Source organism: Mycobacteroides sp. H003 (assembly GCF_001440135.1).
Classification (GTDB): Bacteria; Actinomycetota; Actinomycetes; order Mycobacteriales; family Mycobacteriaceae; genus Mycobacterium; species Mycobacterium gwanakae.
Genome location: NZ_LJYL01000034.1, coordinates 993011 through 1007468, shown reverse-complemented (window position 1 = coordinate 1007468; position 14458 = coordinate 993011). Strand labels below are relative to the sequence as shown.

Genomic DNA, 14458 nt, shown 5'->3' with positions numbered 1-14458 from the left:
TGAGAATGCGCGCAGGGACAGTACTGACCGGTCTCGTTGTGGTGGCGCTGTCCGCCTGCGGCGGCAACACCTCGGAGCCGTCCAAGGAACCCTCGCCGTCGTCCTCGGGAAAGGCCCCCGCCACCGCAGCGCCCGCTGCTGACCTGGCCTGCCTGAGTACCCGTGACAGGCTGGCGCAGCTGCTCATGGTGGGCGTCAAGGACGCCGACGACGCCCGTGCGCTGGTGCGTGACCATCACGTTGGCGGCATCTTCGTCGGCAGCTGGACCAAGAAGGAGATGCTGACTGACGGCTCCCTCCACGACGTCGTCACCGCCGGTCCGATCCCGGCAGCGGTGAGCGTCGATGAGGAGGGCGGGCGGGTGTCTCGCCTCAAGGACCTCATCGGTCCGTCCCCGTCCGCGCGGGAACTGGCCGCTACGCAGACCCCTGAACAGGTGCAGGCGCTCAGCCAGGAGCGCGGTCAGAAGATGAAGGATCTCGGCATCACCATCGACTTCGCCCCCGATGCCGACGTGACCGACGGCGATCCGGACGGCGCCATCGGGGACCGCTCGTACAGCGGCGACCCGCAGAAGGTCGCCGAATACGCGGAGGCAGCGGTGCGGGGATATCAGGCCAGCGGTGTGCGCGCTGTGGTGAAGCACTTTCCGGGCCATGGCCACGCGTCGGGTGACTCGCACACCAACGGCGTGGTAACCCCGCCGCTGGAGCAGCTGAAGGACAACGATTTGGTGCCGTATCGCTCGCTGGTAACCAGCGGTGCCGCCGTGATGATCGGGCACATGCAGGTCCCCGGACTGACCGGTGACGACCCATCCAGTCTGAGTCCGGCCGCAGTCGACTTGCTGCGCAAGGGAACCGGCTACGGGGCGCCTGCCTATGACGGAGTGATCTTCACCGATGACCTGTCCTCGATGGCCGCCATCACCGACCGTTTCCCGATCGAGGAGGCGGTGCTCAAGTCGATCAAGGCCGGTGTCGACTGGGCGCTCTGGGTGAGCACCGAAAAGGTTGGTTCAGTCCTGGATCGCCTCGAATCGGCCTACAACGCAGGCGAACTGAACGGCGACGCGATCAACGCCTCGGTGCGCCGGGTGCTGGCTTTCAAGGGCGTCGCCGCCTGCGGCTAACGTCCCAGCGTCACGGGCAGGCTGCGCAGCCCGTGAATACCCATCCCGTCGAAGTACTCCGGCTCACCGGCCAGCGCTAACCCTGGGAAGCGTTCGAACAGCGATTGCAGCGCGGTATGCAGCTCGACGCGTGCCAGCACCTGGCCCAGGCACACGTGGATTCCGGTGCCCAGCGTGATGTTTTCGCGCGCGTTGGGCCGGGTGATGTCGAAGACGTCGGGGTTCTCGAACACGGCAGGGTCGCGGTTGGCTCCGCCGAGAAGTAGCAGCGCCGACTGGCCGGCCTCGATGGTGTGTCCTTCGATTTCGACGGTTTCGGTGGCGACGCGGGCCGACCACTGGTTCGAGGTGTCGTAGCGCATGAGTTCCTCGACGGCGTTGGGCCACAGGCTCGGATCGGCACGCAGCGCCGCCAGCTGCTCGGGGTGGCGAAGCAGCGCGAGGATAGCCTTGCCCATCAGATGTGTGGTGGTGACGAATCCCGCGCCCAGGAACACTGCAAAGAACATCTTGAGCTCGAAGTGACTCAGATCGCTGTCGAGAAGTCCTGTGGCCAGCTCACTTTCGGTGCCTTCACGGCGCAGACGGGCGACGTGTTTCTCGAGGTATTCGTCTATTTCCCGTAAAGCCGCTGTGCCGTCTTGATATTGGCGCCATGACGGGGCGGTGGTCGCGATCAGCTGGATCGCGCGATTCATCGCGGTATAGAGCAGTGAGTAATCCTGCGGCGGCACGGCGATCATCTCGCCGATCACGGCGATGGGGATCTTCGCGGTGAAATCGGGGATCAGGTCCGGGTGCGGATGCTGCTCCAGCGCGTCCAGATGGCCGTTCGTCACGTCCTGGATGCGTCCGCGCAGGGCTTCGATGGCGCGTGGGGTGAACGGCGCGGCGACGAGGCGTCGCAGCCGCCCGTGGTCGGGTGGATCGGTGATCAGAATGGACGGCGGTTCGGCGGGATTGAGCAGCTGCGGGTCGCTCCACGCCGCCAAGCGCTGAATGATCGGTGAGGAGGACCGGTGTTCGGGTTTGAACGTGACGAACCGGTTGTCGCGGAAGATCGTTCGGACGATCTGCGCATCTGCGGTGATCCAGCCATCGCCTGCCTGCGACATCCTTCCGCGGCCACGGATCTTGTCGATGATTGCGTAGATGCTTGCGGCCTGGGCCGTGTCGATTCCCAGCTGTGCGACGGGTTCACCGCGGCGGGCAGCCACTTTGAGGTACGCACGGGCCATCCCGTGCGTCACCGCCCAATGGGTGCGCTGTTTGATCCGGTCGTGCATCCGTCCGATCCCCGTGTCGGCTCGCTCGATGCCGAACGGACATCGCGCAGCCTCGAGATTAACTGCTGGCTCGTACCCGGGCACGGCCGAGGTTCACTGGCAGGCTTCCGAAGCCGTGCAGATTGACATGCTTGCCCGGGGTGGGATCGGCTGCCAGCGCCAGCTCGGGGAAGCGTTCGAACAGCGACTGCAGCGCCACCACACCCTCCATCCGCGCCAGACTCGCGCCCAGGCAGACATGGACACCACTGCCGAATGCCACGTGTTCTCGGGCGTTGGCGCGGCTCACGTCGAAGACGTCGGGCTCATCGAAAACAACGGGATCGCGGTTGGCCCCGCCGAGGAGTAGCACCGCCATCGAGCCGGCAGGCAGTGTGTGGCCGTCGAATTCGACGGTTTCGGTGGCCACCCGGCCGGTGACCTGCACCGGGGAGTCGTAACGCAGGATCTCCTCGACGGCGTTCGGCCAGCCTTCCGGATTCTCCTGCAGGTACGCCAACTGTTCGGAGTGACGCAGCAGGGCCACGATGCCATTCCCGATGAGGTTGACCGTCGTTTCGAATCCGGCACCGAGCAGCAGTGCCATGGTGGCCTTGAGTTCGCGGTCGTCCAGATCGCCGTCGCGCACGATGCTCGCCAAGATGCCGTCGATGGTCGGGTCTTGTGCAAGCTCGCGGCGCAGCCGGACCAGGTGAGCGTCGAAGTAGCGGTCGATCTCGATGAGCGCCTGGGTGGCATCGCGATACGCAGACCAGGTCATGCCGATGTCCAGCAGCGCCGCACCGTGATTGCCCCATTCCAGGAGGAACGGAGCGTCTTCGCGTGGAACACCGAGCATCTCGGCGATGATCGCCACCGGCAATTGCGAGGCATAGTCGTCGAGCAGGTCGGCTCGCTCCTTGCGTTCCAGGTTGTCGAGCAGCTCTAGCGTCACCTCACGGACGCGGTCCTCCAGCTTGCTTACCGCGCGTGGTGTGAACGCCCTCGACACCAGCTTGCGGAACCGGGTGTGTTCGGGTGGGTCGACGGCCAGCATGGCGGGAGGCTCTACCGGGTTGGGCAGACCTGGCTCTGTCCTGTTGAAGATCCACCGGCTGAGTCCCTGGGGGAGCACCGGGGAGGGAATGTTGTTGGGCGCCATGGTGATGAATCGATGGTCCCGCAGGATTTCGCGTGTCTGCGCCAGACCGGTGAAGACCAGGCCGGTGGCCCGGGCCGGAGCAATGGGGCCCACGGACCGGATCTGTTCGATGTACCGGTAATGGTTGTTGGCGCGATCCGGGCTGAGGAACAACGCCGCCAAGGGCATTTTGCGCACCTGGGTGAGCAGTCCGACGCGGCTGATGCCGTGCATGGTCACCCACCGCGACCAGTACTTGATCAGATCCCTGGATCGCATATTCGCCTCCGACGCTGGATGCTATTTGTCACGAGTCTAATAGTGACCGGCGGGGAAGGGAATGCCCGAAAAGGGGCGGGCACCAGCGCAGGTTCGGCCCGTCGCGGTCGCACCCGTCACATCGCTACTCGGGGGTGTCAAAGCACACAGTGAACAATGTGCCTTCCGGCCTTTTTAGGCGCGGCGTCCTATTGGGACTTCGAGTACCGTTTGCTACTGGTACGTCACGTACCATCTACGTTCGGTCGGGACCGTAGCAAAGCGTGATGGCTATTCGTTGCTGCTTGTTGTTGTCCGGCTGTCGTAGTTACGGCTACGCGGAGGTTGCGATGAGTGCGCTGGTGTCAGGGTTGCGTGTCGAGGAGTACCTGGACGAGACGGGCGCGATCTCCTTACCGGATGGCTACACCGTCAACCACTATTTGGAGTGCGCCGTCGATGGCGAGCACGACACTTTTGCCTACCGCTATGTCGATTTCAGCAGCGACCCGGAGGGCGCTCCGTCCGATCTGAACTGGCCCCAACTGCGGGCGCGTTCGCGTGCGGTCGCGGCGAGGCTTCAGCAGGTGACCACGCCCGGGGATCGGGTCGCGATCTTGGCGCCTCAGGGCCTCGATTACGTCGTCGGCTTTTTCGCCGCCATCGAGGCCGGGACCATCGCGGTGCCCCTTTTCGCCCCCGAACTTCCGGGTCACGCCGAGCGGCTCGATGCGGTGCTGACCGATGCCCAGCCGACGGTGGTGCTCACCAACGAGGCGGCCGCCGAATCCGTCAGCGGTTTCGTCCGGAGGCTGCCGCGCGAGCGCCGGCCCCGGGTCTTGGCCGTCGACGGCGTGCCCGACTCGGTGGGCGCGACGTATGTGCGGGTGACGCCGGATACCGATGACATCGCCTATTTGCAGTACACGTCAGGATCGACGCGAGTGCCCGCCGGCGTCGAGATCACCCATCGCGCGGTGATGACCAACGTGCTGCAGATGGTCATTTCCGTTGGTCTGGATGTGGATGTCCGCGGAGCGAGCTGGCTGCCGCTCTACCACGATATGGGCCTGCTCATGCTCATGTTCCCGCTGTGCGGGGGGCGGATGACGCTCATGTCGCCGATGTCGTTTGTGCGGCGGCCCGGTCGCTGGATCAAGGAACTCGCGGCCGCGTCTCATGTGGGCCGCACCTTTGGCGCCGCCCCCAACTTCGCCTTCGAGCTGGCCGCCGAGCGAGGCCTGCCGAAGGATGGCGAAGCCCTGGATCTGAGCAAGGTGGCGGGGCTGATCAATGGTTCCGAGCCGGTCAGCATCGCGTCGATCCGCAAGTTCAATGAGGCCTTCGGTCCCCACGGATTACCGGCCAACGCCATCAAGCCGTCTTACGGTATGGCCGAGGCGACGCTGTTCGTCTCCTCGATCGCGCCCGAAGCGGAGCCGTCCGTTATCTATGTGGATCGCGAACAGCTGGGTGCCGGATACGCGGTACGGGTGGACGCCGCCCATGAGAAGGCGGTGCCACAGGTGTCCTGTGGTCAGATCGCCCGCAGTCAGTGGGCGGTGATTGTCGACCCGACTGCCGGGGCGGAGCTGCCCGACGGACAGGTGGGCGAGATCTGGTTGCACGGCAACAATATTGGCCGCGGATACTGGGGCCGTCCGGAGGAGACGGACTTCTCTTTCCGCAACACGCTGCGGGCGCGCCTGGGCGAGGGCAGCCATGCCACCGGTGCCGGACTGGGCGCTGCCTGGTTCCGCACGGGCGATCTCGGCGTCTATCTCGAGGGTGAGCTGTACATCACCGGCCGGGTCAAGGATTTGGTGATCGTCGACGGCCGTAACCACTACCCGCACGACATCGAGGCCACCGTCGAGGACGCCTCTCCGGTGGTGCGGCGTGGATTCGTGGCGGCCTTCTCAGTGCCCACCAACGAATTGCCCGTGGGCGTCGAGGCAGGTGAAGGTGCCGGAGAGAGGTTGGTCATCGTCGCCGAACGCGCCGCGGGAGCCGGGCGGGCAGAACCGGGCCCCATCGTCGAGGCGATCCGGGCTGCTGTCTCTCGTCGGCACGCCCTGCCCATCGCCGATGTCCAGCTGGTTCAGGCCGGCGCGATCCCGCGCACCAGCAGCGGAAAGATCGCGCGCCGAGCCTGCCGCCAGGAATACCTGGACAACAAGCTCGGGACGCACGGCTCGTAGTTCGGCTGCCCGCACTGAGATCCTCCGCAATTTCTTTCCGACTTATGCGATGAGGTGTCGATTTCGGGCAGGTCTATTCGTAGTGAGGTTGAAGGGAAGCCGACCGGGCGTCCCCATCGCCAGAAGCGGATAGAAAGGACGACCATGAAGCAGTACCTACTCTCGGTCCACAGCTACGCGGAGAACGCAGCCGACTGGAGTGATGAGGATGTGCAGCGGCTGTACGCCCAGACCGGCGCGCTCAACGAGAGAATGAAAGAGGCTGGCGTCTGGGTGTTCGCGAACGGTCTGACCGAACCATCGGATGCGACCGTCGTCCGCAGTGTGGACGGAAAGGTCACCACCACGGATGGCCCTTACCTGGAGACCAAGGAACACCTCGGTGGTTTCTGGATCATCAATGCGCCTGACCTCGATGCGGCGTTGAAGTGGGCCGCCGAGGGGTCGGCGGCATGCGAGGAGCCCGTCGAGGTGCGGCCCTTCCAGGACGAGGAGGCCTGACATGAGCCGCTATCTGCTCTCGATTGTTTATCCACCTGATGCGGTGCAGCCCGACGATGCCGCCTTGGAGACCATCGGTGCCGATGTACAGGCTGTCACCCGCCGCATGCAGGAGGCGGGGGTGTGGCTCTTCGCCGCTGGTCTGCAGCCGGCCGCTACCGCGACCATGGTGAGTGCCAACGCCTCTGGGCATACCACGACCGACGGGCCGTACACCGAGACGAAGGAACAACTCGGTGGCTTCAGCATCATCGAGGTGCCGACCCTGGCCGAAGCCCAGCAGTGGGCCGCCGAGGTATCCCGTGCGGTGTGGTGCCCCATCGAGGTTCGTGGCCTGGACCGGGGTTGCGGCGAGGTCGACTGAGACTAGGCCGATGAGGCCGGGCGGTTGCGTTCCAGCACGGACTCGGCCTCGTCGGCCTGTTGCAGCAGGATCGGGTCGACGGTGTCATCGAGGGCCCGCGCCAACAGTCGCGATGCCAGCGTGACAGTCAATTGTTTTGCCTTCGAAGCATTTTCGGCGATCTTACCCCAGTCCTCGGACGCATAACCGGACTCGACGAAGGGCTGCCAGACGTCGGCCACGTAGGCGCCCAGCAACAGCTGTGCGATCTGATGTTGCAGCCGGTCCACTTCGCGCAGGGTCTCGGTGATGCGGGACATCGACATGCCTGCGGCGATCAGCAGTTCGATTGCGTCGAGGGTTTCGCAGTCGCGTACCGAGATCGTTTTCGCATCGACATCGGACACCAGCCCCAGCTCGGCCAGTGCCACATCGGCGCCCGTGCCGACGCGTGTGGTGAGCTCGGCGCGCGGCATCACCACCGGCTCTCCCGTGGCGAATGGGCTGAGGGCCTCGATCACCATCTTGCGGACGCTGTCCTCGGAGCCGCCGCCTGAGTCGATGACCCGGCGAATGACATCCAGCGGAAACCCCTGGGATTTCAAGTTCTTGACGTGATTGATGATCGCGACATGGTCGTCGGAGTAGATGCCGACGCGTCCCCGCTTCTCGGGTGGGGGTACCAGCCCGAGCGTCTGCCACTCGCGGATGTTGCGCGCCGTCATGGCCACGCGCTGCGCCAGCTGATCGATAGTCAGGTCCATCAGGCCTAAAGATTACCCCATTGTCCGTTACGGAAGTTTCCGTTACGTTTGTTCTTGGAACGTCAACGGAGAGGATTTCGATGACCGACACTGCCCAGGTGAGCTACCCGAAGACCCGTCGTATCGCGTTCGGATTCACCGACACACCGGCCGGGCCCAAGCACTTCGCGCAGAACGACATCGTGTTCAGTCACACGGTGGCCTTCCTGTCGGCGATCTTTCCGCCGGGGGAAGACATCTTCGTGCGGTCGGTGCGTCGCTACCGGGACAAGATCACCGATCCCGACCTCAAGAAGCGGGTGGCCGGTTTCATCGGCCAGGAGATGACGCATGGATTGCAGCATCGCGAGCTCAACGAACAGCTCGCCGAAATGGGATACCCCACCGCATGGTTCGAATACTTTCTGCAGAGCACCGAGCGTATGGAGAAGTTTCTCGACAAGCAGTATCCCGACCCGGATCGGTGCCGCAGAATTCGGCACCTGCTCTTGGCGTTCACCGTTGGGGCCGAACATTTCACCGCGGTGTTCGCGGAGAATGTGCTGGGACGGCCAGACATCCAGAAGTTGTTGTCGGATCCCGAAATCCGGAACATGCTCAATTGGCACGCGCTGGAAGAGCTGGAACACAAATCGGTGGCCTTCGACGTCTATCGCGATATTGGCGCGTCGGAGCAGCTGCGCATCCGCATGATGCGGCTCCTCTCCACGATCGCGGTGCCAGCGATCGTGGCCTCATCGTGGGTGTCGATCTTCACCACGGATCCGGTGGGGCGGCGCCAGCCGTTGCGACTACTGCGAGAGACCTTCGGGATGGTGCGCGGACCGCTGTTCCGAGGCATCTATCGGGAGATGAAGCCGTTCATGCGCAAGGGATTCCATCCGGATGACATCGACACCAATGCCCTCCTGGTCGAATGGCAAGAAAGGCTCTTCGGCGCCGAGGGTGAACTTGTCGGGCACCTGAAATGACCCTGAAGCACGACGCACGTCTCGTCTACGCCACCACCAAACCCGTTGTTCGGTCACTGATCACCAACGCAGCCACCGAAATGCGGGCCAAGGTTTCCGGTCGCCGGTTTCCGGGTGTGCAGGAAACTGTTTTCGATCCGATGGACCCGGAGACCGCCGCCAATCCATACCCGGGATATCGCATGCTGCTAGCTGGTGGCCGGGTGCATTACAACCGAAAACGCAATGCTTTCATCCTGTGTCGCTATGAGGATGTGCGCGCGGCGGCTCGCAACGACGCACTGTTGTCCAACCGCGACGGTGTCGTACGGGCGCGGTTTGAAGTTCCGGTGCTGCTGAACATGGACCGGCCGCGGCACACCGAACTTCGCCGTAAGGCACTGCCCGGGTTCACCCGTGGGGCACTGGAGGGCTGGGCGCCGACGGTGGACCGGCTGGCCGCCGAGTTGGTGACGGGGCTCCTGGACGACCCCGGCTCGGATGTCGTTGAGCATCTGGCAGTTCCATTACCCATGAGGATGATCGCGCACATTCTCGGCATTCCGCCCGAAGATGAGGCGTTCTTCCGGCACTGGTCCAACGAATCGGTGCGAGTGGCCAATGTCGAGTTCAGCCCCAAGGGCTTGCGGCAGGTTCCGGGAACTCTCAACGGTGTTCGGCATCTGCATGACTACTTCATGACCCAACTCGGTAAGGGAAACCTGTTGGGAGCGGACACCGTGCTGGGCAAGCTCGTCGCGGATGCCGGCGAGGGACAGATCAGCCACGACGAGCTCTTCTACTTCGCGCTGTTGCTCTTGCTGGCAGGCAACGAGACCACGACCAACCTGCTGAGCACCATGTTCTTGACGATGTCGGAAAACCCGGACCAGTTCGAGCTCATCAGGTCCGATCCGCGGCTGCTTGCCGGCGCGGTCGAGGAGCAGCTGCGCTATTCCTCGCCGATTCAGAACTTCTATCGCACTGCGGCGCAGGATTACCCCGTCGGGGACGCGGTGATCCCGGCAGGTGCCCGGGTGGCGTTGTTGTGGGGTGCGGCCAACCGTGATCCGCGCGAGTTCGATGACCCGGATCGCTATCTCGCGACTCGGCCGGTGACCCAGCACGTGGCGTTCGGGTCGGGTGTACATCTGTGTCTGGGGGCAGGGCTGGCCCGCATGGAAGGGCAAGCGGTGCTGCGAGAACTAGTCAACCGAGTGCAGCGCGTCGAAATCGAGGGCACGCCGAGGTGGACTACCAACAGCTCATTACGTGGCCTGGAGGAGCTGCGGGTTCGGCTCGTGGCACGTTAGCCGAGTCCGGCCGGGGTATCGCCGCCCCCGCCTGCCACGGGCTTTCGGGATAGTCCGACCGAACCTGCGTCCGGACTCGCCGAGGTGGCCGCGGCAATCGCCACGGACTCGTCCACATCGGGATAGCTGGGACGTAGGGCAACGGGCCGCTGAGTCGTGTTGTCCTGCTTCGCCTTACGTGCGGCGGCTATCAGGTTGAGGGCCTCGACCAGGATGGCGAACGCCATCGGACCGTAGATCATCGCCTTGTCGATCTTGATGCCGAATCCGTCGGCGATGAGGAACACCCCGATGAGCAGCAGGAAGGACAGCGCGAGCATCTTGACGGTGGGATGGCGGTTGACGAAGGCGAAGACGAACCGCGATGCGAAGAGCATGATCGCGAAGGACAGCACCACCACGGTGACGATGATGATCATGTTGCTGGTCATGCCCACCGCGGTGATCACCGAGTCGAGCGAGAACACCAGGTCCAGTAGCAGGATCTGCACCAGCACGGACTTGAATGTCGCTGCACCCGTGGATGTTCCGCTCTCTTCGCCGGTGCCTTCGAGTTTGAGATGTATTTCGTGGACAGCCTTGTAGACCAGGAATAGCCCACCGGCGATGAGGATGAAGTCCTTGATCGAGAAACCCTGTCCGAACAGTTCGAGAACGTCCTCTTTGAGAGTGATGATCCAGCCGGCCAGGAACACCAACCCCACGCGCATCACCATTGCCAGGGTCAGCCCCAGATTGCGGGCCCGGGCCTGCTGGCCGCTGGGCAGCTTGCTGGCCAGGATGGAGATGAAGATGACATTGTCGATGCCCAGGACCACCTCCAGCACGAACAGGGTCAGAAAGACGGCCACCAGGTCGGGGGTCAGCGCAAGGGTGAAGTCCACGCCGCGCATGGTACGGGGTGGGGGTATCGGGTGGGTGACGTTTGCGCGCCGCCCCCGAGTCGGGCAGATAAACTCTCTTTGGACCCGCAGTTCTGGGGTGTGTGCAATAGTCGAACCGCCCAGTAGCTTACTCTGGAGTAAGTTCGCGTTGACGACCCAACCTCGGAGGCATTCATGGCCGGTGGTACCAAGCGGCTGCCCCGTGCGGTTCGGGAGCAGCAGATGCTGGACGCCGCCGTGCAGGAGTTCGCGCTCAACGGCTTCCGGGACACCTCGATGGATGCCATCGCCGCGGCGGCCAAGATTTCCAAGCCGATGCTCTATCTGTACTACGGCTCCAAGGAAGACCTCTTTGTGGCCTGCCTACGGCGCGAACTCGGCAGGTTCGTGGAGGCGGTGCGTGGCGATATCGACCTCACGAAATCGCCACGAGACGTGTTGAGCACCACCGTCGTATCGTTTCTCAACTACGTCGACACGCACCGGGCCTCGTGGATCGTGATCTACGGACAGGCCACCAGTACGCAGCTGTTCGCCAAGCAAGTACGCGAGGGGCGCGACCGCATCATCGAACTGGTGGCGCGGCTGATCAAGGCCGCTTCACCGGAAATCGATCCCGATACCGACTACGACGCGATGGCCGTGGCCCTCGTCGGCGGTGGTGAGGCTGTCGCCTCCCGGGTGGCGACCGGCGATATCAAGGTCGAAAGCGCCAAGGACACGCTGCTCAACCTCGGTTGGCGCGGTCTGCGTGGTCGTCCGCGCGATGAGCCCGTGGCCAAGCGCGCCTAAGTCTTCAGACCAGGTAGTAGAGCTTTTCCTGGTGTGCCGCCGGGGCCGAGGGTGTTTCGGCCAACCGGGTCTGCGCGTATCGCACGGCCTTCAGCGTCGCCGAGAATTCGCGGTCTTCCTCCGGGAACACCTGCTCGGCGGGGAGCCAATCGGTGAAGCCCACGTTCTGCAGCAGCGCGAGCGAATCCGGCCGCACTCCGGCGAGCAGGACGGTGACGCCCAGTTCTTGGTGCTCTCGGATGAAGTGCTCCAGGCGCTCGATGCAGACCACGTCGGGATGGCGTACCCGCTTCAACCTCAGGATCACGACCTTCAGATTCTCGTCGCGGATCCGGGCGTGCAGCGCCTCGAGATAGCGGTCGAGTTCGGGTGCCGCGCCGAAGAACAGCTCGCCCTCCAGGTCGTAGATGACGGGAGACGACGCGCGAACCGAGCTGGCGGCCTCATCTTCGGGTGTCCGCTCACGGATCACACCCTCGTCGGTGACGATGAGTTCGGCAGCCTTGAGCTTGGCCGCGCGCGGCACGAACAGCAGGATCGAGAGCACCACACCAATCAGCACCGCGGTGTCCAGGTTCACGGCCACGCCGACCAGCGCCGTGATGATGACCAGCCCCGCGTCGTACCGCGAGGCCTTGAGCGCGTACGAGAGGCGCCGGAAGTCGACCAGCCGCACCGCGGTGACCAACAACAGGCCGGCCAGCGCCGCCTGCGGGATATACCGGAGCAGCGGCGCGAACAGCAGTAGCGCGATGGTCACCGTTGCGGCGCTGACAATTCCGGAGAACCTGGTCGCCGCACCGGATTGGTAGTTGATGGCCGATCGGGACAACGAACCCGACCCGGGCAGGCTCTGGAAGAAGCCACCGGTGAGGTTGGCCAGCCCCTCGGCGAGGATCTGACGGTTGTAATCGATCTGCTGTCCGGTGTGGTGTGCGATGGCCTTGGCAATCGACAACGCCTCGATCAGACCGATGAACGCAATGGCCAATGCGCCATGCGAAAGCTCACCGAGGGTGCTCACCTGAACCTCGGGGATGTGGAATTCCGGAAGGCTGGCGGGGATCTTGCCGGAGATCTTCACATCGGTATGTCCTGTGCCGTCCGGCACCGACCAGCCATAGGCGTACGCGATGACCGCCGTCACGATGAGCACCAGCAGCATGTCGATCTGCGGCAGGCCATAGCGTTGAACCAGACGGCGCAGGAGTATCGCCAACACCACCGCGGAGACGCTCAGGACCAACGCGCGGTAGTTCACGGCATCGCCGTGGAACAGGGTGAGCCAGGCACGCTGCAGCACCTGCATGTGCCCATCTCCCTTGTCCCGCACACCAATAGCATTGGCCAGCTGGCCGATGGCCAGCAGCAGGGCAGCACTCGCCATGAATCCGATGACGACGGACTCGGAGATGTAGCGGGTGAGGTCACCGAGCTTGAAGACGGCGATGAGGATCTGGATGGCGCCGACCAGCACACCCAGCAGGAACAGGGCTTCGAACAGCCCGGTGCGGTTCTCCGGATCAAGGAATGCCAGCGAGCTGAACACCAGCAGTGAGATGGCGCTTGTGGGCCCGTTGATCAGATGCGACGAGGACCCGAAGATCGATGCGATGGCCGTGACCACGATCGCGGAGTAGACACCGTACTTCGGGTCGACCCCGGCGATGAGCGCATAGGCCATGGCTTGGGGAAGGGATATCGCCGCCACCGTCAAGCCGGCGACGATGTCGCGACGGGCCTTGAGCGCGTCGTAGTTCTCGAATACTCCCAGTGCCGAGGGCATCTAGCGTCCTTGTCTGTCGGAGGCGAAGGTGGTGGTGCCCCGGTCGGTAATGCGCGGGATGGTCTCGTAGATCCCGTTGTCCGAGAAGAACTTCTGTCGTGCGTCATCCCAGCTGGTCGCGATGGCCGTGATGGGGAACAGGTTTATCGCGGGCAGCGTATTGCTGTGGCGAGCAAGGATTTCGGGCTTGATCGGACGGTAACCGCGCTGGGCGGCGACCTCCTGCGCCTCATCGGTGAACAGATACTCCAGATACGCCTTGGCGATCGCGGCGCGCTTGGTGTCGTGCAAGTTGGCGTCCACCCAGGCGACCGCAGGCTCTGCGCGGATGCTCACCGGCGGATAGACGATCTCGAGTTCGCCCTTGTTGGCGTTCACCTCGTTGATCGCCTCGTTCTCCCACGTCAGGTGCACGTCGCCGAGCCGTTGAACCGAGAATGTGTTGGTGGCACCGCGCGCTCCGCTGTCGAGCGCGGCCACGTTGCGGAACAGCGCCGCGAGATAGGAACGTGCGTCCGCCTCGGTGCCCCCGCGCGTCACCACCGAGCCCCATGCCGCGAGCACGGAGAGCTGCCCGTTCCCGGAGGTGCGGGGGTTCGGCGTGATGACGGCGACGTTTTCCTTGGCGAGGTCGGGCCAGTCGTGGATATCGCGCGGGTTGCCCTTGCGCACGACGAACACGATGGTCGAGGTGTAGGGGACGGAGTTGTTGGGCAGCCGTTGCCGCCAGTTGGGCGCGATCAGCCCGCGCAGGCTCAATGTGTCCACGTCACTCACAGATGCCAGCGACACCACGTCGGCGCGCTGACTGCCGTCCAGGACGCTGCGGGCTTGGCGCCCCGATCCACCGTTGGTGCGCTTGATCTCGATCGTCTTGCCGGTCTTGTCCTTGTACTGCTTGGTGAAGGTGCCGTCGAGGACGTTGTAGAGCTCGCGCGTCGGGTCGTAGGACACGTTGAGTAGCTGGTCGGTGCTGTGGTCGGGCAGATTCTTGACCACCACCAGGGTGGCCGCGACGAGGACGGCGACCACGCCGAGGATGTTCAACAAAGGGAGCTGTCGCAGCAGGGCGCGCCAGTCGACGGATGGCGCTTCTTGGTGATCCTCGTCCGCTGGCACGACGTACT

The 14458-nt window shown here is 64.1% G+C and carries 13 protein-coding genes; 7 read left to right on the top strand and 6 right to left on the bottom strand.

All coding sequences use genetic code 11. The features are described 5' to 3' along the window. Positions 1–5 precede the first annotated feature (5 nt). Positions 6–1133 carry a glycoside hydrolase family 3 N-terminal domain-containing protein gene (locus tag AOT87_RS24960; RefSeq protein WP_057969299.1) on the top strand — a complete coding sequence of 376 codons (1128 nt, stop codon included), beginning with the start codon at positions 6–8 and terminating at the stop codon, positions 1131–1133. Here the strand turns inward: AOT87_RS24960 and AOT87_RS24955 are convergent. Both AOT87_RS24955 and AOT87_RS24950 read right to left on the bottom strand, forming a co-directional pair. Continuing rightward, positions 1130–2419 carry a cytochrome P450 gene (locus AOT87_RS24955; RefSeq protein WP_057969300.1) on the bottom strand — a complete coding sequence of 430 codons (1290 nt, stop codon included), beginning with the start codon at positions 2417–2419 and terminating at the stop codon, positions 1130–1132. The two genes, AOT87_RS24960 and AOT87_RS24955, sit on opposite strands and share 4 nt — an antisense overlap. Before the next feature lie 58 nt (positions 2420–2477). After that, the gene (locus AOT87_RS24950) at positions 2478–3818 is read right to left on the bottom strand and encodes a cytochrome P450 (RefSeq protein ID WP_057969301.1); all 1341 of its coding nucleotides are present in this window, start codon (positions 3816–3818) and stop codon (positions 2478–2480) included. 329 nt (positions 3819–4147) lie between these two features. On the opposite strand from AOT87_RS24950, the gene AOT87_RS24945 reads away from it, so the two are divergent. From AOT87_RS24945 to AOT87_RS24935, 3 genes are all read left to right on the top strand, one after another. Then, positions 4148–5998: a fatty acyl-AMP ligase gene (locus AOT87_RS24945; RefSeq protein WP_057969302.1), complete on the top strand. Its 1851-nt coding sequence runs from the start codon at positions 4148–4150 to the stop codon at positions 5996–5998. A gap of 144 nt (positions 5999–6142) precedes the next feature. Beyond that, positions 6143–6499, top strand: coding sequence for a YciI family protein (locus AOT87_RS24940; protein ID WP_046255103.1), 357 nt, complete (start codon positions 6143–6145; stop codon positions 6497–6499). A 1-nt stretch (position 6500) separates the two neighbouring features. Then, complete coding sequence (locus tag AOT87_RS24935; RefSeq protein WP_030097311.1) at positions 6501–6863, top strand: YciI family protein; 363 nt, start codon at positions 6501–6503, stop codon at positions 6861–6863. Positions 6864–6865: 2 nt separating this feature from the next. Here AOT87_RS24935 and AOT87_RS24930 read toward each other — a convergent pair whose 3' ends face one another. Further along, positions 6866–7606, bottom strand: a complete 741-nt coding sequence (locus tag AOT87_RS24930; protein WP_057969303.1) for a MerR family transcriptional regulator — start codon at positions 7604–7606, stop codon at positions 6866–6868. Between the two features lie 80 nt (positions 7607–7686). On the opposite strand from AOT87_RS24930, the gene AOT87_RS24925 reads away from it, so the two are divergent. Next, positions 7687–8577, top strand: a complete 891-nt coding sequence (locus AOT87_RS24925; protein WP_057970130.1) for a metal-dependent hydrolase — start codon at positions 7687–7689, stop codon at positions 8575–8577. After that, the gene (locus AOT87_RS24920) at positions 8574–9869 is read left to right on the top strand and encodes a cytochrome P450 (protein WP_057968426.1); all 1296 of its coding nucleotides are present in this window, start codon (positions 8574–8576) and stop codon (positions 9867–9869) included. The genes AOT87_RS24925 and AOT87_RS24920 overlap by 4 nt, the downstream gene beginning before the upstream one ends. On the opposite strand, the gene AOT87_RS24915 is transcribed toward AOT87_RS24920, so the two are convergent. Beyond that, on the bottom strand, positions 9866–10753 hold the full coding sequence (locus tag AOT87_RS24915) for a TerC family protein (protein ID WP_057968454.1): 888 nt from the start codon (positions 10751–10753) through the stop codon (positions 9866–9868). The two genes, AOT87_RS24920 and AOT87_RS24915, sit on opposite strands and share 4 nt — an antisense overlap. Positions 10754–10927: 174 nt before the next feature. On the opposite strand from AOT87_RS24915, the gene AOT87_RS24910 reads away from it, so the two are divergent. Continuing rightward, complete coding sequence (locus tag AOT87_RS24910) at positions 10928–11545, top strand: TetR/AcrR family transcriptional regulator (protein ID WP_030097306.1); 618 nt, start codon at positions 10928–10930, stop codon at positions 11543–11545. 4 nt (positions 11546–11549) lie between these two features. Here AOT87_RS24910 and AOT87_RS24905 read toward each other — a convergent pair whose 3' ends face one another. After that, a complete protein-coding gene (locus tag AOT87_RS24905; protein WP_057968427.1) occupies positions 11550–13331 on the bottom strand; it encodes a SulP family inorganic anion transporter in 1782 nt (593 codons plus the stop codon). After that, positions 13332–14450, bottom strand: coding sequence for a sulfate ABC transporter substrate-binding protein (locus AOT87_RS24900; RefSeq protein ID WP_057968428.1), 1119 nt, complete (start codon positions 14448–14450; stop codon positions 13332–13334). It lies immediately after the preceding gene. Positions 14451–14458: the final 8 nt, after the last annotated feature.